We start from the raw sequence: 18,531 nt of genomic DNA, 5'->3' as shown, positions 1-18,531 counted from the left end.
TGAGCAACGGCGCGGAAGTGCCCGGCCAACCATTAGATGTTCGTCGAGACAGGACGGGCATGCTTCGCGTTGCCTGCCTTGCGGGTTTCCCGACCGGTTCAGCGCATCAGGCCAGATGGCACGCCACGACATGTCCGTTGGCGCCCTCCCTCAGCTCCGGCGCAGTCTCCGCGCAACGCGGCTGAGCGATCGGGCAGCGGGTGTGGAAGTGGCAACCCGACGGCGGCTTCATCGGGCTCGGCACGTCACCCTTGAGGCGGATCCGGTTGCGCTTGAGCTTGGGATCCGGCACCGGCACCGCGGACAGCAGCGCCTGGGTGTAGGGATGCTGAGGGTTGCGGTAGAGGTCGTTCGCTTTGGCGAGTTCGACGATGCGGCCGAGATACATCACCGCGACGCGGTCGGAGATGTGCTCGACCACCGAGAGATCGTGCGCGACGAACAGGTAGGTGAGGTTCAGCTCGGCCTGGAGATCCTCCAGCAGGTTGATGACCTGCGCCTGGATCGACACGTCGAGCGCGGAGACCGGCTCGTCGCAGACGATCAGCTTGGGCTCGACCGCGAGCGCGCGCGCGATCACGATGCGCTGGCGCTGGCCACCGGAGAATTCGTGCGGATAGCGGCGCATGTGCTCGGCCTTGAGGCCGACCTTGACCAGCAGTCCCGCGACGCGCTCCTCGCGCTCGCTGGCGGAGGATGCGAGATTGTGGATGGTGAAGGCTTCGCCGAGGATCGCCCCGACCGTCATGCGCGGATTGAGGGACGCGAAAGGATCCTGGAATACGAGCTGCATGTTCCTGCGCATCGCGCGCAGATCGTTGCCACCGAGCTGGCGGACGTCCTGACCGTCGAACACGACCTCGCCCTCGGTCGGTTCGATCAGGCGCAGCACGCAGCGGCCTGTAGTGGATTTGCCGCAACCGGACTCGCCGACGAGGCCGAGCGTTTCGCCGCGATTGACCGAGAACGACACGCCGTCGACCGCGTAGACGCTGCCGACCTGCCGCGACAACAGGCCGCCGAGCACGGGGAAATGTTTCTTCAGGCCGCTGACACGCAGCAAGGGTTCGCTCATGCCACGCCTCCCAACTGCGTATCCCCGAGGTGGCAGGCCATGCGGTGGCCGGACGAGACCTCGCGCAGCAGCGGTTCCTTCTCGGTGCAGACGCTCATGGCGTGGCGGCAACGCGGAGCGAAGCGACAGCCGACCGGGGGATTGATCAGGATCGGTACCGAGCCGCCGATCGCCTCCAGCCGCGTCTTGTGCTCGCTGTCGAGGTCGATGCGCGGGATCGAACGGATCAGGCCCTGCGTATAGGGATGGCGGGGATCGGCAAAGAGATCGTCGACGCCGGCCTCCTCCACCACCTTGCCGGCATACATCACGACGACGCGTTGCGCGGTTTCGGCGACGACGCCCATGGCGTGGGTGATCAGCATCACCGCCATGCCGAAGCGTTCCTTCATGTCCTGCAGGAGGTCGAGGATCTGCGCCTGGATGGTGACGTCGAGCGCGGTGGTCGGCTCGTCGGCGATGATCAGCTTCGGCCTGCAGGCGAGCGCCATCGCGATCATCACGCGCTGGCGCATGCCGCCCGAAAACTGGTGCGGATAGTTGTGCACGCGGCCTTCGGCATTGGGGATCTGCACCAGCTTGAGCATCTCGATCGTACGCTCGAGCGCCTGCTTCCGGGTCACGGCTTCGTGGCGGCGCAGGCTTTCGGCGATCTGCTCGCCGACGGTGAGCACCGGATTGAGGGAGGTCATCGGCTCCTGGAAGATGAAGCCGATCTCCTTGGCCCTGATCTCGTCGAGCTGCTGGCTCGTCAGCGGCACCAGGTCGCGTCCCTCGAAGATGATCTCGCCGGCAGCGATGCGGCCCGGCGGCATCGCGATCAGCTTGAGGATAGACATCGCGGTCACGGTCTTGCCGCAGCCGGATTCTCCGACGACGCAGAGCGTCTCGCCCTTGTTGATGGAGATGTCGACGCCGTCGACGGCCTGCAGGATGCCATCGTCCGTGGAGAAGTGGGTTTTCAGGCCCTTGATCTCGAGCAGCGGCGCCATCAGATCACCCGTCGCGCATCGAGCGCATCACGCAGACCGTCGCCGATGAAGTTGATGGCGACCACGGCGATGAAGATCGCGCCGCCGGGAAACAGCGCCCAGTGCGGACCGATGTCGAGAAAATCCTTGGCGTCGTACAGCAGCCGGCCCCAGGTCGGCGTGTCCGGCGGGAAGCCCAGGCCGAGGAAGGACAGCGTCGATTCCGCGATGATGGCGGCGGCGACGTCGATGGTGCCGGCGATGATCACCGGTCCGAGCGCATTGGGCAGGATGTGGCGCACCACCTGCCGCACCGGGCTTGCGCCGAGCGCGCGCGCGGCCTCGACGAACTCCTTTTCGCGGATCGACAGGAACTGCGCGCGCACCAGGCGCGCCACCGGCATCCAGCGCAAGCCGCCGATGACGAGCACGATCAGGACGAAGATGCCGCCTTCGGGGCCGAACACCTGCTTAAGCCCATCGCGGAAAAGATAGATCAGCAGCAGCAGCAGCGGCAGTTGCGGCAGCGACAGGAACAGATCGGTGAGCCACATCAGGCCGTGACCGAGCGCGCCCCGCGACATGCCGGCGAGCGCGCCGATCAGCGTGCCGACGAAGACCGAGACCAGCATCGCGGCGAGCCCGACCGCGAGCGAGATGCGCCCGCCATAGATCATGCGCGCCAGGATGTCCTGGCCGAGGTCGTCGGTGCCGAAGGGATGGGCGAACGAAGGCCCCTGCAGGCCCGCGACGATGTCGATGTCGTTGATCTTCACGCGCCACACGAACGGGCCGATCACCACGGCCAGGACCAGGATGAGCAGCAGGAAAGCGCTGACCACCGCGAGCTTGTGGCGGCTGTAACGCCGCCACGTCTCGCGCCAGGGCGAGTAGGCGCGCCGCTCAGCGGAGGGAGATGCGAGGGTCAAGCCAGCCATACAGGACGTCCGCGATGAGATTGAACAGCACGACGAGGCACGCAAAGACGAAGGTGACGGCCATCACCACCGGGGTATCGTTGGACAGGATGGAGGAGATGAGAAGCGAGCCGATGCCGGGGATGCGGAAGATCTGCTCGGTGACGATGGCGCCGCCGAACACGGCCGGCATCTGCAGCGCGATCAGCGTGACGACCGGGATCATCGCGTTGCGCATGACGTGCTTGACGATGACCTTGGCCTGACCGAGCCCCTTGGCGCGCGCCGTGGTGACGTAGTCGAGCCGAATCACGTCCAGCATCGCCGAGCGCACGAAGCGTGTCATCGACGCCGCCTGGAACAGGCCGAGCACGGCGACCGGCATGATCGCCTGCCGGATCATCTCGAGCACCCAGTGGATGCCGGTCGCCTTGATGTCGGTCGAGTAGACGAAGGGAAGCCAGTCCAGCGTCACCGAGAAGATCAGGATGAACAGCAGGCCGGTAAAGAACGTCGGCAGCGAGAAGCCGATGAAGGCGAACGTGTTCGCGATCTGGTCGAACAGCGAATAGGGCTTGGTGGCTGCATAGACGCCGACCGGAATCGCGATCAGGAGTGCCAGGATCTGCGCCGAGCCGATCACATACAGAGTGGCCGGCAGGCGCTGCAGGATCAGCGTATCGACGTTCATGCGGCTGACGAAGGAGAAGCCCCAGTCGCCATGCGCCATGGCGGAGAGCCAGTGCAGGTAGCGGAGGTAGATCGGATCGTCGAGGCCGAACTTGGCCCGAAGCGCTGCCTGCACTTCGGGCGGTACGTTCGGGTTGGTCGCCAGTTCCGAGAACGGATCGCCAGGCGCGAGCGCCAGCACGACGAACAGCACGACCGAGATTCCGAGCAGGCTCGGAATCGCGATCAGCAGGCGACGCAGGACGTACTGACTCATGTGGGAAAGATCCCGTCTAGAGCTGGGGGATCATTCCTCGCGATACCAGTCGAAGATGTTGTCGGTTTCGTTGGCCCAGCCGGAGATCACCGGCCGCAGCGTGTTGGAAGCCGCCTCGACCTTGAGGCGATGCATCGCGGGAATGAAGACGGTGTCCTGCCACATCAGATCGTTGCACTTGACGTAGAGGGCGGCGCGCTTGACCGGATCCATCTCCTTGTCCGCCGCGTCGATCGCCGCGTCATAGTCCTTGTTGACCCAGCGCGGGAAGTTCGTGCCCTGCCACTTGTTCTCCTTGCTCGCGATGTAGCGCGAGTGATAGCGGCGCATGTGCTGGGCCGGATCCGGCTGGCTCAGCGGGATCTGGAACATCTCGAGGTCGGCGTAGAACTTCGGATAGGTGTCGGGGTTGGCGACGTCGGAAGAGAAGAACACGGAGGCGACGACCGATTTCAGTTCGACGTCGATGCCAGCCTTCTGACAGGCCTGTTTCACGATCGCCTGGGTCTTCTGGCGCGGACCGTTGATCGAGGTCTGGTACAGAAGCTTCAGCTTCTTGCCGTCCTTCTCGCGGATACCGTCCGCGCCGGGTTTCCAGCCCGCGTCATCGAGCACCTTCGAAGCCTTCTCGATGCTGAATTCCCAGGTGGTGTTCTTGGAGACGAACTTCTCCGGACCGTTGAGGAAGTTGGCGGTGGTGCGGCCGGCGCGGCCGTAGATCGCCTTCTTGATGGACTCGCGATCGACCAGCATCGAGAGCGCCTTGCGCACGGCCGGATCGGAGAACAACGGATGCTTGGTCTTCATCGAGGAGCGCTCGCCGTCGACCTCGACATTGGGATCGGTGAAGTTGAGCGCGATGAACTCGGTGTCGCCGCCCACGGCATAGACGGTCTTGCCCTTGCCGCCCTTCTCGAGGCGCAGCAGGACGTCGTCCTCGACCTGGATGTTCCATCCGAAATCATATTCGCCGGTCTGGATCACGGCGCGTGCAGCCGACACGGCGTCGCCGCCACCCTTCATCTCGATCGAATCGAAATGCGGACGGTTCGCCATGTGATAGTCGGGATTGATCACGCCGCGGATGAGATCGCCGGGCTTGAACTCGACGAACTTGTAGGGACCGGTGCCGACCGGCGAGAGGTTGGTCGGAGCTTCGCGGGATTTCGAGCCGATATAGTCGGCAAACAGATGCTTCGGCAGGATCTGGCCGGCACCGGCGCCGACGAACGCATCAGCCCAGAACGGGGTCGGCTGCGAGAAGGTGATCTTGACCGTGAGGTCGTCGATCTTCTCGACCTTGAGGTCGCGATAGACGCCGGCGGTGACGGTCGCCGTGGCGGGGTCCTTGGTATATTCCCAGGTGAAGACGACGTCGTCGGCCGAGAACGGTTTGCCGTCGTGCCATTTCACGCCGGGCTTCAGCTTCCACGTCACCGAGGTGCCGTCGGCGGCGAGCAGGCCGTTTTGGGTCGAGGGAATCTCGGCCGCCAGAACCAGCTTCATGTTGCCGTCCGGATCCCAGCAGGCGAGCGGCTCGTAGAACAGGCGCGAGCCATCCTGGTCCTTGGTGCCGGTCGCGAAATGCGGATTGAGCAAGGTCGGCCCCTGCCACCACAGCAGCTTGAGCGGACCGCCGCCGCCGCGCTTGGTCGGCTTGTAGGGGGAGGCGCCTTCGGCCATGGCGACGCCGCCGAGCGCGAGGATCTGGTTGGCCAGGGGAGCCGTCAGACCGACGGCGGCCATGCGCTTGATGAAGGCACGGCGATCCATCTTGCCGTCCGCCACCTTGCCGATCATCGAACGCAGTTCTTTATCCAGCATCGTTGTCCCCCGTCTGGTTCCCGTTTGGATGCAGGCAGCCGCAAGGCGACCGCCGGGTTTCCGCTGGCGGTAGATGGCACACCGAATAGGCCGCGCGTCAACTGCGACCGTGTGTATGCTAACGGTGTTCTGGCTGTCTCTTGGGCAAAACCGCGATCCGCAGCCCAAGCGCTCGGCATTCCTGCGTCAAAACGCGCAGAAATCCCTTTTGCACTGCGGAAAATTTGTTCGCAGCATCAGACGAAGTATCGAGGCGGAATTCTACGCCACGGACATAGTGAGCGGCGGCGCGACGTTGTCCGGCAGCGGGCAGACATAGGGTGTCTTCGCCGTTCGCTTCTTGAGGTCCGCCTTCGCGGCCTTGATCAGCTCCGGATCCGTCAACGCCTTGATACCGAGGCCGGCCATCGCCTTGGCCGCCTGCACCATGGCCTTGTGAGCGTGACCGCTCTTGCCCTGCGCCACCACCTGCCAGGTATGGAACGGCGTTCCGATCGCGACCGTCGGGGCGTGGACCTGCACGGTCGGCACCACCCAGCTCACATCACCCACGTCGGTCGAGCCGATCAGCGGATTGCGCTTGGCATCGAGCGGGACCAGGAAGTCGGCGAGCGGCCGGTCGGTCGGGTCCATGCCGATCGCGTAGTAGACCGACGAAATATCCTTGTCGCTCAGGGTCGCGCGGATCTGACTGGCAAAGCTCTTGTCCGCGTCGTCGAAATGCGGCGGCCCAAGCTCTTCCATGACACGATGCAACGCGTGCTCGAGCGGCGCGTTCGGCAGAATGTTCGAGACCGCGGAGATGATCTTCATCTCGACCTTGGTCTCGGTCATCAGCGCCGCGCCCTGCGCGATCTTGCTGACGCGCTCGACCAGTTCGGTCATGCCGGGCAGATCGCGGGCACGAATGGAATAGCGCACGCGCGCGTGGGCCTGCACCACGTTGGGCGCGATGCCGCCGGTGTCGAGCAGCGCATAATGCACGCGGGCGTCGCTCGGCATGTGCTCGCGCATGTAGTTCACGCCGACATTCATTAGCTCCACCGCGTCGAGCGCAGAACGACCGAGATGCGGCGAGGCGGCCGCGTGCGAGGTGCGGCCGGTGAAGATGAAATCGGCGCGGGTATTCGCGAGCGACGGCGTCACCGCCACTTCCCAGAAGCTGTGCGGGTGCCAGGTGATGGCGATGTCGGCATCCTCGAACGCGCCGGAACGCACCATGAAGGCCTTGGCGGCGCCACCTTCTTCCGCCGGACAACCGTAATAGCGCACACGGCCGGGCACCTTGTTCTCGGCGAGCCAGTCCTTGACCGCGGTCGCGGCGAGCAGCGCCGCCGAGCCGAGCAGGTTGTGACCGCAGCCATGGCCGTGCCCCCCGTTCTCGACCGGGCGATGCTCGGCGACGCCGGCCTCCTGGCTGAGCCCCGGCAGCGCGTCATATTCGCCCATGAAGGCGATGAGCGGACCGCCCTCGCCCCATTCGCCCATCAGCGCGGTCGGGATGCCCGCGACGTTCTCGGTGATCCGGAAACCCTGGTGACGCAACTCGGCGAGGTGCTCCGCCGACGACCGCGCCTCGGTGTAGCAGACCTCGGGCATGCCCCAGACCTTGTCGCTGAGGTCGATGAAACGTGCCTTGATCGTGTCGATGCCACGCCAGATGTCGCTGCGGTTGTCCATGTTTCGATCCATGATCTCTTGGTCAAACGAAGCGGGAATGGTTAGCAGCTTCACGCGGGGACAACCAGCGGCTGGTTGGACATCAGCCATGCGGGCGGGGCCGGGTCGACGACCTTCCGCCGATATCGAACGGCAGTTCCTGTCATCTCCGGAAATTCCACGTAAGGCGTCCGGAATAGTTGGGGGTCAAGTCTTTCAAGACAGCCGCCCCCGGCTTAGATTGCGCATGCTTCGTGCGCGATGACCTCGTCGCGGCGTAGGGCGCTCGCAGATCAGGAGAACTCCATGCCCGCTTTGACCGAATGGAGAGTGCCGCCGGCCAACCAGCCGCGTGCGAGCGACTACGGCTTCGATCTCGACCGCGCGCTCGCGTCCGTCGTCGGCCTGCATGCGATCGTTCCGCCTGATGCCTTCAGCGCCGAGACGCTGGGCACCGAACGTGCCGGCAACGGCGTCGTAATCGACAACGGACTGGTGCTTACCATCGGCTATCTCATCACCGAAGCGGAATCGGTATGGCTGCACCTCGCCGACGGGCGCGTGGTGGAGGGGCATGCGCTGGGCTTCGATTCCGTCACCGGCTTTGGTCTGGTGCAGGCACTCGGCCAGCTCGACGTCGAACCGCTGCCGCTCGGCATCTCGGCGGAAACCCGGATCGGCGACCGCGTCGTGGTCGGCGGCGCCGGCGGCCGCACGCGATCGGTCGCGAGCCAGATCGTGGCCAAGCAGGAGTTCGCCGGCTATTGGGAATATCTGCTCGACGAAGCCGTGTTCACCTATCCCGCGCACCCGAACTGGGGCGGCACCGCACTGCTCAACGAGCGCGGTGAGTTGATCGGCATCGGCTCGCTGCAGCTCGAACGCGAACGCGACGGCAAGGCCGAGCACGTCAACATGATCGTGCCGATCGATCTGTTGAAGCCGGTCCTGGACGATCTGCGCAAATTCGGCCGCGTCAACAAGCCCGCGCGGCCGTGGCTCGGGCTCTATTCGACCGAGATCGACAACCGCGTCGTCGTGATCGGAATCTCCGCCAACGGTCCCGCCGCGCGCGCCGAGTTGAAGACCGGCGACGTCATCCTCGCCGTCGACGGCGAGAAGGTCACGAGCCAGACCGGCTTCTACAAGAAGATGTGGGCGCTCGGCGCCGCCGGCGTCGACGTGCCGCTGACCGTGCATCATGAGGGCGTCACCTTCGACGTCACGGTGACCTCGACCGATCGCTTCAAGCTGCTGAAGGCGCCGAAGCTGCACTGATCCCAAGCTCAAGGAAGCGCGATGAGCGAGGCTGTGGTCGACGACATCGTGGCCGTACTGCCGCCGCTGCTGAACGCGCTGGAAGCGCTCGGCTTCTTTCAGCGGCATTTGCATCCGCCGGCCTTCGCCTCCGTGATGAATGCCATCGGTGCACCGGACGAGATGCTGCGGACAGCGCGCGCGGCGATCGGTAACTGGCCGGAGCAGTTTGCCGGGCTCCGCGAACGGCTTGATCGCGCCTGCGACGAGACTCTCGCGGCCTTTGCCGGCATCCGCGAGGTCGAGCGCGGCAATGGCGATCTCGTCGCCGTCTTCCGCGCGCTGCGCCACACACCGCGCGCGATGGAGGCACTTTATCCGCTGGCCGTCCAGTTTCCGCCGGTAAGCAGCTTCTTCCTCAACACCGCAAATCGCGAGAATGACGCCCTGCTCGCGCAACTGGAGACGGGCGCCGGTGAGCACACCGGCATCTTCCACGATCACAACGAACCCGGCAGCCGCGGCGGCTTCTCCGTCTATGTCCCCGAATATTACACTCCGGACCGAGCCATGCCGCTGGTGATGGCGCTGCACGGCGGCAGCGGCAACGGCCGCGGCTTCCTGTGGAGCTGGCTGCGTGATGCCCGCAGCCTGGGCGCGATCCTGGTGGCGCCGACTGCGACCGGACCGACCTGGGCGCTGATGGGCGATGACGGCGACACGCCCAACCTGATGCGCATCCTCGAGACGGTCCGCAGCCGCTGGACCGTCGACGCCTCGCGCCTGCTGTTGACGGGCATGAGCGACGGCGGCACCTTCTGCTACGTCACTGGCCTCGACGGCGCCTCGCCGTTCACCCACCTTGCGCCGGTCTCGGCGACCTTTCATCCGCTGATGGCCGAGATGGCGGATGCCACGCGCATGCAGGGCCTGCCGATCTTCATCACCCACGGCAAGCTCGACTGGATGTTTCCGGTGCAGACCGCGCGCCAGACCCAGGCCGCGCTCTCGGCTGCGGGCGCGGCCGTGACCTATCGCGAGATCGACGATCTCAGCCATACCTATCCGCGCGAGATCAACGCGGAGCTGCTGTCCTGGCTGAACGGTGGATGAACCGGCCGACACTGTCTGCGCCGAAGGGTCGCGGAACCATCAATTCGGCCCGACGTTATCTGCCGTCACCGGAGGTTCGCCATGCAGACTTTTTTCGGAATGATCCTGGGCGCGCTGCTGCTCGCATGCGGCGTCTACGTCTATGACTCCATGCAGACCTCGTCGGTCGCCAACGGCGAGGTCGCGACCACCAATCGTACCATCGTGAACTGGGATGTCGCGAAGGCCGATTGGGACCTGCTGCGCGACCGCGCGCACAAGGACTGAGTCCGTATCTCGTCGAAGTAGCCGCGATACACCAACCATGAACAAGGCGCCGTCGCGGGTCCGCGGCGGCGCCTTTGTGTTGGCATGATGAAGCCGGCCGGCCTCAGTTCATCTTGGCCTTGCGGGCATCGGCGATGACCTGCTCGAACTCCTTCATGCTGAGCACGCCGGGAACGCGATACTTGCCGACGATGAAGGCCGGCGTGCCGCGGAAGCCGAAGGCTTCGGCCTGCTCGTTGTTGCGCTTGAGGATGGCGTCGATGTCCTTGGCATGATCCCCTAGGTCGCGCTTCAGGCGGTCCATGTCGACGCCGGCCGCGGCAAGCAGCTCGTTGATGCGGGGTTCGGTCAGACGCGAACTGACGCCCATCATGGCGTCATGGGCCGGATGATATTTGTCCTGGAATTTCGCCGCGAGGGCGATCCGCGCCGCCGTGACCGAAACCGGCCCGAGGATCGGCCAATCCTTCAGGACCAGCCGCACCTTGCCATCGTCCTGAATGACCTGGCGCAGTTCAGGCTCGAGTTTGCGGCAATAGGGGCAATTGTAGTCCGACCATTCGACGATGCTGATGTTGCCGTCGGGATTGCCGGCAACCGGCGTATCCGGATCGCGGAGCACCTTGGCTTCGGTCAGCACCTCCTCATCGTCGACGGCCGCGCGCGCAAGGGTGGTCCCACCCATCGCGAGGGCGCCCGCCCCGATCAGCGTCAAAGCCGCACGACGCGTCGGCACGAAGCCCCTATTCCTGAATCCGGTCATATCTTGTCCTGTTTCGGTCCCATCGCCGCAAATACGGTTCGGAACCGGGAATTGTTACGCCTCATATAGAGCGTCGCGGCCGCAATGTCATCGCACCAGCAGCGTGATCACCAGGGGCACCAGGAAGGAGGTCACCAAGGCGTTCAGGCTCATGGCGATGCCGGAAAACACGCCGGCAATCTCATCGACCTGGAACGCGCGGGCGGTCCCGATGCCGTGCGCCGCGAGACCGGCGGCAAAACCGCGCGCCCGGAAATCGGTGATGCCGGTGCGGTCCATCAAAGGCGTGACGATGATCGCCCCCATGATGCCGGTCAGGATGACGGCGACCGCCGTCAGCGATGGATCGGCGTTCAGGGATTCGCTGATGCCCATGGCAACGCCGGCCGTGACCGATTTCGGCGCCAGCGACAGCACCACGTCGCGCGGCAGGCCGGCGAGTTCGGCCAGCAACACGACCGACACCACCGCCGTAACCGAACCGGCGGCCAGTGCCGCCAGCATCGGCACGACGGAGGCGGCCACGCGTGCGCGATTCTCGTAAAGCGGCACCGCGAGCGCGACGGTCGCGGGTCCCAGCAGGAAGTGCACGAACTGCGCGCCGGCGAAATAAGTCGTGTAGGAGGTCCCAGTCACGAGCAGGAACGCGCCGATGATCCACATGGCATGGAGTACGGGATTGGCCAGCGGATGACGCCGGGTCGCCAGCGACACCGCGTCCGTCGCTGCATAGACGAGGAGCGTCACCGTCAGCCAGAGCAGCGGCGACTGCGAGAGATAGACCCACAGCGAGAACGGATTGTCCTTCATCTCGCGTCCTGCTGCCGCAACAGGCGGCTGACGAGGCGGAAGGTGAGGACCGTCACGAGCAGGGTGACGACCACCGAGAGCGCGAGCACCAGGACGATCGCAAGGCCATGGGATGCGAGCAGATCGAGCTTCTGGACGACGCCGACGCCGGCGGGCACGAACAGGAGCGACAGATGGGCAAGCAGGCCCTTGCTCGCGGTCTCCACACCGTCATTTCGCAGCGGCCCGCACGCGAGGAGGGCAACGCGGTCGCGCGAGAGCAGCAGGAGCAACAGCAACAACAGGCCGAGCACGGGTCCCGGCAAAGGCAGGCCGAGACTGCGCACGACGGCTTCGCCGATCAATTGACAGAGCAGGATGAGACCGAGACTTGCGAGCATGACGACCGCATCAAGGAATGCGATGGCCGCCTTGTCAATCGCTACACCACGCGTGAGATTTGCGCGGCTCGTGCGCGATCACCATGCGGGAGCGCTGCGCCATCGGCGGCGTCGAATGGGGTTTGGAAGCGACTGCGGCTCACGGCGCAATCCGCCGAAGAGCTGCTGGTCGTTGAGTCTGCGCTCGTCGGTGCAGAAGCACCGCGTCGTTGACACCAAGTGAACGGATGCAAGGAGAGCGGCCGCAGGCTCATCGCAGCGCGTTGCGATGCGACGACGTCACATCCGCGTCGTGGCTGAGCGTCGGGTCGACGTCGGCGCCGAGCAGACACCAGCCGAAATAATATAAATAGATCCTTCCTACACTTTCGGCGGTACGCTGCGGTTTCCGGGCGAAATAAAGCATTTCAGTCCGCATTCGTTGCAACCCGGGAGGGGCCGCGGCTCCAGGCAGCGGCCCCTTTTCTGCGACAGGCATAGCGAGCACCGGCCAAGACGCGAAGCCGTCCCATTCAAGCGTGACGACAGGAGCGAAGGTGCGAGCCTGGGAGACACCGAGGCCATCTCGGCCACACCCCCACAGCTTGGCTGCCTCATCAGGAACATCACGCCCTTCGTTTCACAGCGTTTCCGGAGAGGTCGATCGCGACGTCTTCGCAAATGCGCAAAACACAGCGCGCAAGCGTCATCGGCGGTGCCGGCGACATATCAAACTCTCGTGTTCGGCAACTCAATCCTGACAGCGGACTGACGACGCGCAGGCGTCGGACCGAAATGAGCAGCGATCTGAATGCCAAGGAAAAGCGATGGCAAATTTTGCGTTCATCGAGCTTGCCGGAATTTCACGATACATCGGCGAAGATCTCCCTAAGCTCACGCGTGTCGACACTCAATGGATAGGGGATTCGAACATGAAGAGACTGTTTCTCGGTGTTGCTGGTCTCGCCGCGATCGGTGGGCCGGCGCTTGCGGCTGATCTGCCTGCGCGCACATACATGCCGACGAAGGCCCCGCCGATGGCTTCGCCTGCGTATGACTGGAGTGGATTCTACGTAGGTCTCGATGGCGGCGGGGGATGGAATCGAAACTGCTGGAGCAACACGAGCTTTTTCGGCACCGCGGTGACCCCGAGCGCGGCCGAGGGCTGCGGCACCGGCTCGGGCGGCACGGTCGGTGGTCAAATCGGCTATCGCTGGCAGGCGGCCTCGTGGGTGTTCGGCCTCGAAGCGCAAGGCAACTGGGCCGACTTCTCCGGATCCAATCAGAGCCTCGTGTTTCCCAACATCACCAACCAGAGCAAGGTCGACGCATACGGCTTGTTCACCGGCCAGGTCGGTTACGCCTGGAATAACGCGCTACTCTATGTGAAGGGCGGCGCGGCGGTGACGGACAACCGCTATTCCAGCATTTCGAACCTGACCGGAAATGAATTGAGCTCGGCCAACGATACGCGATGGGGCGGCGCGGTCGGCGTCGGCTTCGCCTACGGCTTTGCGCCGAATTGGTCCGTCGGTCTCGAATACGACCATCTCTTCATGGGGACCAACAACAGCGCGTTCACCGGCGTCGCGCCGGGCAACCTCGGCGTCAACACCCGAAACGAGGACATCAGCCAGGATATCGACCTCGTTACAGCGCGGATCGATTACCACTTCGGCGGCACCGGCGCCGGCCGCTACTAGGAAGCACGCTGCCTGACGTCCGGCCGGAGCCGAGCGGCAGGCGAAGACCTATCGGTACGCGCGCACCAAACGAAATGGCCGGAGCTGTGCTCCGGCCATCGTGTCGATTCAGGTCTCAGGCGGCGCCCTTGAGCTTCTTGTTGCATTCGCTGTAGTAGCCGCCGCCCTTCTCGATCCACTTCAGACCGCCGTTGCCGTTGGTGGTCTTGTTGGCATTGTACTGGTCGACGCAGGTGTGGAGGCGGGCCTTGCCGGCGGTCTCCTTGGCGTATTTCGGATCGACCGCGTTCGGGAAGACGGCGTTGCCGACCGGCAGGGTCGGTGCCGGGGCGGCAGCGGGAGCCGCCTCCTTCTTCGCGGCAGCCTTCGGCTCGGCGGCAGGGGGCGCGGCCGGAGCAGCCGCGGTCGACGCTGCGGCAGGCGTTGCATCGGCGCCGCACTGGGCCTTGCGGAAGTCGTTCCATTTCATGGTGCCGAGCGAGCCGTCCTTCTTGGCGGCCTGGTATTTCGCACTGCACTCCTGCGTGGTCAGCGCCTGCGCCGGAGCGCTCGCCGCCAGCGCAGTAAATCCCGTCACCGCAACAGCACACAACAATTTTGATTGAATGGTCATCCTTGGTCTCCCTGAGGGAAAAGCGAAACGAGGATTGCTATCCTAGCGAGCCCGCGGCTTGCGACAAGGAGGCGGCGCCGTCACCGCCCAAAATATAGTGATCTCCCGTCTCGGATTATTCATGTTGCGTTCAGCAACGCAGGCCGACGTTCGCGCCCCTCGCAAACTTGCAACCAAGAGTGCAAACGCCATGACCCTCGCCTCGCGCCTCGCCGTCGTCGTTCTCGCCTCCGTACTCGCAACCGGCACCGCTTTCGCGCAGACCGCCGCGCCGGCGGCCAAGACCGATACCGCCACCACCACCGACAAGAAGGCTCCGAAGGAGCATTCGGCCGAATCCCTCGAATGCTCGAAGCAGGCCGACGCCAAGGGCCTGCACGGCAAGGAGCGCAAGAAATTCCGCTCTGAGTGCATCAAGACCGCGAAGGCCGGCAGCACCGGCGCCGCCCCCGCCGCTGCCGACAAGAAGTAAATCCGTCACAATCGGCCGTCCCGAGGCATTGGCGAAAGGCGCGCGCATTGCGGCATGACATGGCCGCAATTGTGCGCCTTTCGCCGATTTGCGATAAGGCGGCGTGAAGCAAATCACCGCCTCCCTACCGTTCGAATGGCCGAGCCGTGCCAAGGTCTTGAGCACGGTGGAGACACTCGTCATCGGCTCCGCCGGCGGCCTGGTATTTCTGGTTGCGGGCCTGCCCGGCGGGTTGATCTCGGGATCGATGATCGCGGTCGGAATCGCCGCCATCGCCGGACGCCAGCTTTCGGTCCCCCCGATCCTGACCCAGACGGTGCTGGTGCTGCTCGGCATTTCGCTGGGGTCGGTCGTCTCACGCCACCTGATCCAGCAGGTCAGTGCCTATCCGCTGACCATCGGCCTGTTGGCGCTCGCGACGTTCTGCTCGACCTTCGGCTCGAGCTATTACCTCCAGCGCATTCATGGCTGGGACCGCACGTCGGCCTTTCTCGCCGGCAGCCCCGGCGCGCTGTCGCAGATCACGATCCTGGCGGTCGAACGCGGCGCCGATCTGCCGGGGATCGCGGTGGTGCAGACCATGCGCGTCATCATCCTCACCGCGGCCCTGCCGCTGGTGCTGGCGTTCGCCGGCGTCGCCCCGTCCGTCGCACCGTCGCTGACGACGGCCATTGCCTCGCCGCTCGACCTACTGTTGCTGGCTGTCGTCTCCCTGGCGGCGTCGCTGCTCCTGCGGCTGGTCAAGTTTCCGGCAAGCTGGATGTTCGGCGCGATGATCGCCTCCAGTGTACTGCACGGCGCCGGATGGGTCGAGGGTGGCCTGCCGAACTGGGTACGCGGCGTCGCGCTTGTCGGCATCGGGGCGCTGATCGGGAGCCGCTTCGCGCGGATGCGGATCAAGACACTGGCCGGCCATATCAATGCGGCGCTGGGCTCGTTCGCGGTCGCGATCGCCGTTTCCGCGATCTTCGTGGCGCTCGTGGCGCTGACGACGCAGGTGAAGTTTTCAGACGTCGTCGTCGCCTTCGCGCCGGGCGCGATGGACGCCATGCTGGCACTCGCCCTGACGCTGCACATCGACCCGATCTTCGTCGGCGCCCATCATCTGTCGCGCTTCGTGTTCGTGACGATCGCGACGCCCGGTATCGTGCACCTGTTCGGTCGCACCCAGGACGATGTGGACGATTAGGCGGCGCTCGCTGCCGTGAGCATCAGCGCTTCGCCGTCGCCGCAAATCCCCAGGCCGCGATCGCGGCCATGAGCAGGGAGATCAGCACGTTGTAGCCGGCGAGCGACAGGCCGAGAAACCGCCACTGCACCTCGTCGCAGCGGACCACCTTGACGGTGTCGAGCCGCGAGAGGAGATCGGTGGCGCTGCCGAGATTGACCACGGGGCCCGAGCAGTCGGTCGGCCCCTTCCAGAATCCCCATTCGACGCCGGAGTGGTAAGCCCCAAGGCCGGCATTGGCGAGCGCCGCGAGCGCGAGGATCGCCAGGCCCGCGAGCAGCAGAGGACGCGGTGCGCTGCCCCTCGCCGCAAGGGTGGTCAGCAGGCCAACCGGGATCGCGAGATAATAGGCATAGCGCTGCTCGAGGCAGAGCGGACAAGGCAGTATCTCCAGCACGAGCTGGAAGAACCAGGCCCCCGCGATCGTCGCCGCCGCGATCAGGGTAACCGCGAGCGAGGCGGTCAGCGCGGGGCCGGTGGTCGCCGGGTTGAACGCGGGCATTGCGGCACTCTGGGTGGTCACGGCAGCCTCTTTCACATGGGTCGCGGTCTCAGCCTCTAACCCCGGCCCACACGGCTGTCGAGAACGGCGGGGATCACTTTGGCGCGGGTTGACCCCGTCTGTTCCGTGGCTATAGTCCGCCCGCTTCGCGACGCTCCGCTTTCAGGGCCGACCGAGGGCCCCTGTGGCGGAACTGGTAGACGCGCTCGACTCAAAATCGAGTTCCGTAAGGAGTGCTGGTTCGATTCCGGCCAGGGGCACCATTTTGACTGGTCAAGTGACGTCGCAGCAGACCGCCCCCCTGGCTCACTATTTCGGATCGTCTGGGCCATTCTCGCCGGTGATCATGCGCCGCAGCGCGACCTTGTCGACTTTGCCGGTCTTGCCCTTCGGGAGCTCGGCATAGAACACGACATCCTCGGGAATCTGCCATTTCGGAAACGAGCGAGAGAGATAAGAACGATAGTTCTGCTCGAAGCGCTTTCGATCTTGCTCCGTGTCGGAGCGAAGCGCGACGCATATGACCGGGCGCTCCTGCCATTTCGGATCTGGCCTGGCGATCGCCGCGGCTTCGCGGACATCCGTGCGGCTCATGATCTGCAATTCGAGGGACTGGCTGGAAATCCATTCTCCGCCCGACTTGATCAGATCCTTGGCGCGATCCACGATACGGACATAGCCGTGCGGATCGACTGTCGCGATGTCCCCGGTCTTGAGCCAGATGCGCCCTTCGTCGGCGACGAAGGAATCGGACGGTTTCGACGCGCCATCCAATCCCCCATAGTACGACGCCGCCGCCCAAGGGCTGCTGATCTGCAACTCGCCCGGTGTCCTGCCGTCCATCTCACAGCGAATGCCGTCGGCATCGACGATCCGCAGCCGGCAGCCCGGGATCGGCAGACCCTGCGCGCTTCGCGTGGCGGCGGTCTGTTGTGCGTCGAGGTCCGAGCGCGCCACGTTGGTCAATCCGAGCGGAGAGATTTCGGTCATGCCCCAGCAATGCATCACCTCGATCCCATGGCGCGCGAAATCGTCGATGAAGGACTTTCCGATCGCCGCGCCTCCGACCGGAAGCCGTTTCAAGGACGCGATGCGATCGGCCGAATCCGGGTTCGACCTGAGATGATCAAGGAAGGCGATCCAGACGGTGGGGACAGCGGTCGCCATCGTCACCTGCGCTGTCTCGATCAATTCAATGAGGCTTGCGGGATCAGTTTCGCGGCAGGGCAACGCGAGGCTCGCGCCGGCCATGAGCGCGGCGTAAGGAAAGCCCCAGGCATTCGCGTGAAACATCGGGACGGCAGGCAGGCAAACGTCGCGCTCCCGCATCGCGATGCCGTCCGCAAACAGGCACGCCAACGTATGAAGCGTGGTCGAACGGTGGCTGTAGAGAACCCCTTTCGGATCGCCGGTGGTGCCGGAGGTGTAGCAGAGGCCCGCGGCTTCGTTTTCGTCCAGATCAGGCCATGAAAAGGCCGCATCGTATCCGCCGATCGCCTGCTCGTAGGCATGGCCGGCGACGCCGGCGGCCATCGCCAGATCGGACGGCGTCACCGGCTCGTCCTCCATGACCACGACATGCCGGACCGCAGGGGGCAGCTCGATCTCGCGGCCCATGGTCCGCCAGATGGACCAGTCCACGAACAGGATCTGGTCGTCGGCGTGGGCAAGCAGGCGCGCGACGTCGGGGGCGAGCAGCCGCGCATTGATCGTGTGCAGCACCGCGCCCATGCAGGGCACGGCGAGATACAATTCGAGATGCCGGTGCGAATTCCACGCAAGCGTCGCGACCCGCGCGCCGCGGCCGACACCGGCCTCGCTGAGGAAATTGGCGAGACGCCCCGCGCGGGCGAGGAGATCGCGATAGGCGATGACGTGCATCCCGCCGCGAAACCGCGTCGTCACGGTCTTGTTCGGGTAGAGATCCAGGACCCGCTCCCTCACGAGATTCAAGGTGAGCGGCACCTGCTGCATCAATCCGGCCAACATCCACTTTTCTCCAAAACTCTTCCATTAAATCTTGACATCGCCAAAGCGTCGGCGCAACGTTTT

General features: G+C 64.8%; 18 protein-coding genes and 1 tRNA gene. 7 read left to right on the top strand and 12 right to left on the bottom strand.

Annotated features, from left to right (window positions below):
• Positions 1-106 precede the first annotated feature (106 nt).
• The 6 genes from QM712_RS22250 to QM712_RS22225 all read right to left on the bottom strand — a co-directional run bounded on the left by QM712_RS22250 (position 107) and on the right by QM712_RS22225 (position 7,413).
• Positions 107-1,075 (bottom strand): ABC transporter ATP-binding protein, encoded by a 969-nt coding sequence (locus QM712_RS22250; RefSeq protein WP_415025291.1) that lies wholly within the window; start codon positions 1,073-1,075, stop codon positions 107-109.
• On the bottom strand, positions 1,072-2,067 hold the full coding sequence (locus QM712_RS22245; protein ID WP_415025290.1) for an ABC transporter ATP-binding protein: 996 nt from the start codon (positions 2,065-2,067) through the stop codon (positions 1,072-1,074). The genes QM712_RS22250 and QM712_RS22245 overlap by 4 nt, the downstream gene beginning before the upstream one ends.
• Positions 2,067-2,984, bottom strand: a complete 918-nt coding sequence (locus tag QM712_RS22240) for an ABC transporter permease (protein ID WP_415025289.1) — start codon at positions 2,982-2,984, stop codon at positions 2,067-2,069. Before QM712_RS22240 ends, QM712_RS22245 begins: the two co-directional genes overlap by 1 nt.
• Positions 2,950-3,909: an ABC transporter permease gene (locus QM712_RS22235; protein ID WP_415025288.1), complete on the bottom strand. Its 960-nt coding sequence runs from the start codon at positions 3,907-3,909 to the stop codon at positions 2,950-2,952. Before QM712_RS22235 ends, QM712_RS22240 begins: the two co-directional genes overlap by 35 nt.
• A gap of 30 nt (positions 3,910-3,939) precedes the next feature.
• Positions 3,940-5,733, bottom strand: a complete 1,794-nt coding sequence (locus QM712_RS22230) for a peptide ABC transporter substrate-binding protein (RefSeq protein ID WP_415025287.1) — start codon at positions 5,731-5,733, stop codon at positions 3,940-3,942.
• Positions 5,734-5,994: 261 nt separating this feature from the next.
• Positions 5,995-7,413: a M20 family metallopeptidase gene (locus tag QM712_RS22225; RefSeq protein ID WP_415025286.1), complete on the bottom strand. Its 1,419-nt coding sequence runs from the start codon at positions 7,411-7,413 to the stop codon at positions 5,995-5,997.
• 285 nt (positions 7,414-7,698) lie between these two features.
• Between QM712_RS22225 and QM712_RS22220 the strand changes: the two genes are divergently transcribed.
• The 3 genes from QM712_RS22220 (at position 7,699) to QM712_RS22210 (ending at position 10,029) form a co-directional block, all read left to right on the top strand.
• Complete coding sequence (locus QM712_RS22220; RefSeq protein WP_415025285.1) at positions 7,699-8,670, top strand: S1C family serine protease; 972 nt, start codon at positions 7,699-7,701, stop codon at positions 8,668-8,670.
• A 21-nt stretch (positions 8,671-8,691) separates the two neighbouring features.
• Entirely contained in the window at positions 8,692-9,762 is a 1,071-nt protein-coding gene (locus tag QM712_RS22215; protein WP_415025284.1) for a phospholipase, read from the top strand.
• 81 nt (positions 9,763-9,843) lie between these two features.
• The gene (locus QM712_RS22210) at positions 9,844-10,029 is read left to right on the top strand and encodes a hypothetical protein (RefSeq protein ID WP_415025283.1); all 186 of its coding nucleotides are present in this window, start codon (positions 9,844-9,846) and stop codon (positions 10,027-10,029) included.
• Positions 10,030-10,132: 103 nt separating this feature from the next.
• On the opposite strand, the gene QM712_RS22205 is transcribed toward QM712_RS22210, so the two are convergent.
• The 3 genes from QM712_RS22205 to QM712_RS22195 form a co-directional block, all read right to left on the bottom strand.
• A complete protein-coding gene (locus tag QM712_RS22205; protein ID WP_415025282.1) occupies positions 10,133-10,792 on the bottom strand; it encodes a DsbA family protein in 660 nt (219 codons plus the stop codon).
• A gap of 87 nt (positions 10,793-10,879) precedes the next feature.
• Entirely contained in the window at positions 10,880-11,602 is a 723-nt protein-coding gene (locus QM712_RS22200; protein ID WP_415025281.1) for an LrgB family protein, read from the bottom strand.
• Positions 11,599-11,982 (bottom strand): CidA/LrgA family protein, encoded by a 384-nt coding sequence (locus QM712_RS22195; protein WP_415025280.1) that lies wholly within the window; start codon positions 11,980-11,982, stop codon positions 11,599-11,601. The genes QM712_RS22200 and QM712_RS22195 overlap by 4 nt, the downstream gene beginning before the upstream one ends.
• 911 nt (positions 11,983-12,893) lie before the next feature.
• Here QM712_RS22195 and QM712_RS22190 point away from each other — a divergent pair.
• The gene (locus tag QM712_RS22190; protein ID WP_415025279.1) at positions 12,894-13,664 is read left to right on the top strand and encodes an outer membrane protein; all 771 of its coding nucleotides are present in this window, start codon (positions 12,894-12,896) and stop codon (positions 13,662-13,664) included.
• 115 nt (positions 13,665-13,779) lie between these two features.
• Here the strand turns inward: QM712_RS22190 and QM712_RS22185 are convergent, their stop codons facing one another.
• A complete protein-coding gene (locus QM712_RS22185) occupies positions 13,780-14,277 on the bottom strand; it encodes a hypothetical protein (RefSeq protein ID WP_415025278.1) in 498 nt (165 codons plus the stop codon).
• A 190-nt stretch (positions 14,278-14,467) separates the two neighbouring features.
• On the opposite strand from QM712_RS22185, the gene QM712_RS22180 reads away from it, so the two are divergent.
• The gene (locus tag QM712_RS22180) at positions 14,468-14,749 is read left to right on the top strand and encodes a PsiF family protein (RefSeq protein WP_415025277.1); all 282 of its coding nucleotides are present in this window, start codon (positions 14,468-14,470) and stop codon (positions 14,747-14,749) included.
• A 103-nt stretch (positions 14,750-14,852) separates the two neighbouring features.
• On the top strand, positions 14,853-15,938 hold the full coding sequence (locus tag QM712_RS22175) for an AbrB family transcriptional regulator (RefSeq protein ID WP_415025276.1): 1,086 nt from the start codon (positions 14,853-14,855) through the stop codon (positions 15,936-15,938).
• 22 nt (positions 15,939-15,960) lie between these two features.
• Here QM712_RS22175 and QM712_RS22170 read toward each other — a convergent pair whose 3' ends face one another.
• Positions 15,961-16,500 (bottom strand): disulfide bond formation protein B, encoded by a 540-nt coding sequence (locus QM712_RS22170; protein ID WP_415025275.1) that lies wholly within the window; start codon positions 16,498-16,500, stop codon positions 15,961-15,963.
• 157 nt (positions 16,501-16,657) lie between these two features.
• On the opposite strand from QM712_RS22170, the gene QM712_RS22165 reads away from it, so the two are divergent.
• Positions 16,658-16,742 (top strand) — tRNA-Leu (locus tag QM712_RS22165).
• 46 nt (positions 16,743-16,788) lie between these two features.
• Here the strand turns inward: QM712_RS22165 and QM712_RS22160 are convergent.
• Complete coding sequence (locus QM712_RS22160) at positions 16,789-18,468, bottom strand: long-chain-fatty-acid--CoA ligase (RefSeq protein WP_415025274.1); 1,680 nt, start codon at positions 18,466-18,468, stop codon at positions 16,789-16,791.
• Between the last annotated feature and the right edge of the window lie 63 nt (positions 18,469-18,531).

Source organism: Bradyrhizobium sp., assembly GCF_047605465.1.
Lineage (GTDB): Bacteria > Pseudomonadota > Alphaproteobacteria > Rhizobiales > Xanthobacteraceae > Bradyrhizobium.
This window is presented reverse-complemented; position numbering and strand designations above follow the sequence as displayed.

Bases quoted from the DNA above. Each gene is read 5' to 3' on its own strand.
- QM712_RS22205 (WP_415025282.1), bottom strand. From the start codon at position 10,792: ATGACCGGATTCAGGAATAGGGGCTTCGTGCCGACGCGTCGTGCGGCT.
- QM712_RS22235 (WP_415025288.1), bottom strand. From the start codon at position 3,909: ATGAGTCAGTACGTCCTGCGTCGCCTGCTGATCGCGATTCCGAGCCTG.
- QM712_RS22230 (WP_415025287.1), bottom strand. From the start codon at position 5,733: ATGCTGGATAAAGAACTGCGTTCGATGATCGGCAAGGTGGCGGACGGC.
- QM712_RS22200 (WP_415025281.1), bottom strand. From the start codon at position 11,602: ATGAAGGACAATCCGTTCTCGCTGTGGGTCTATCTCTCGCAGTCGCCG.
- QM712_RS22185 (WP_415025278.1), bottom strand. From the start codon at position 14,277: ATGACCATTCAATCAAAATTGTTGTGTGCTGTTGCGGTGACGGGATTT.
- QM712_RS22215 (WP_415025284.1), top strand. From the start codon at position 8,692: ATGAGCGAGGCTGTGGTCGACGACATCGTGGCCGTACTGCCGCCGCTG.
- QM712_RS22240 (WP_415025289.1), bottom strand. From the start codon at position 2,984: ATGGCTGGCTTGACCCTCGCATCTCCCTCCGCTGAGCGGCGCGCCTAC.
- QM712_RS22190 (WP_415025279.1), top strand. From the start codon at position 12,894: ATGAAGAGACTGTTTCTCGGTGTTGCTGGTCTCGCCGCGATCGGTGGG.
- QM712_RS22195 (WP_415025280.1), bottom strand. From the start codon at position 11,982: ATGCTCGCAAGTCTCGGTCTCATCCTGCTCTGTCAATTGATCGGCGAA.
- QM712_RS22160 (WP_415025274.1), bottom strand. From the start codon at position 18,468: ATGTTGGCCGGATTGATGCAGCAGGTGCCGCTCACCTTGAATCTCGTG.
- QM712_RS22220 (WP_415025285.1), top strand. From the start codon at position 7,699: ATGCCCGCTTTGACCGAATGGAGAGTGCCGCCGGCCAACCAGCCGCGT.
- QM712_RS22245 (WP_415025290.1), bottom strand. From the start codon at position 2,067: ATGGCGCCGCTGCTCGAGATCAAGGGCCTGAAAACCCACTTCTCCACG.
- QM712_RS22225 (WP_415025286.1), bottom strand. From the start codon at position 7,413: ATGGACAACCGCAGCGACATCTGGCGTGGCATCGACACGATCAAGGCA.
- QM712_RS22180 (WP_415025277.1), top strand. From the start codon at position 14,468: ATGACCCTCGCCTCGCGCCTCGCCGTCGTCGTTCTCGCCTCCGTACTC.
- QM712_RS22210 (WP_415025283.1), top strand. From the start codon at position 9,844: ATGCAGACTTTTTTCGGAATGATCCTGGGCGCGCTGCTGCTCGCATGC.
- QM712_RS22250 (WP_415025291.1), bottom strand. From the start codon at position 1,075: ATGAGCGAACCCTTGCTGCGTGTCAGCGGCCTGAAGAAACATTTCCCC.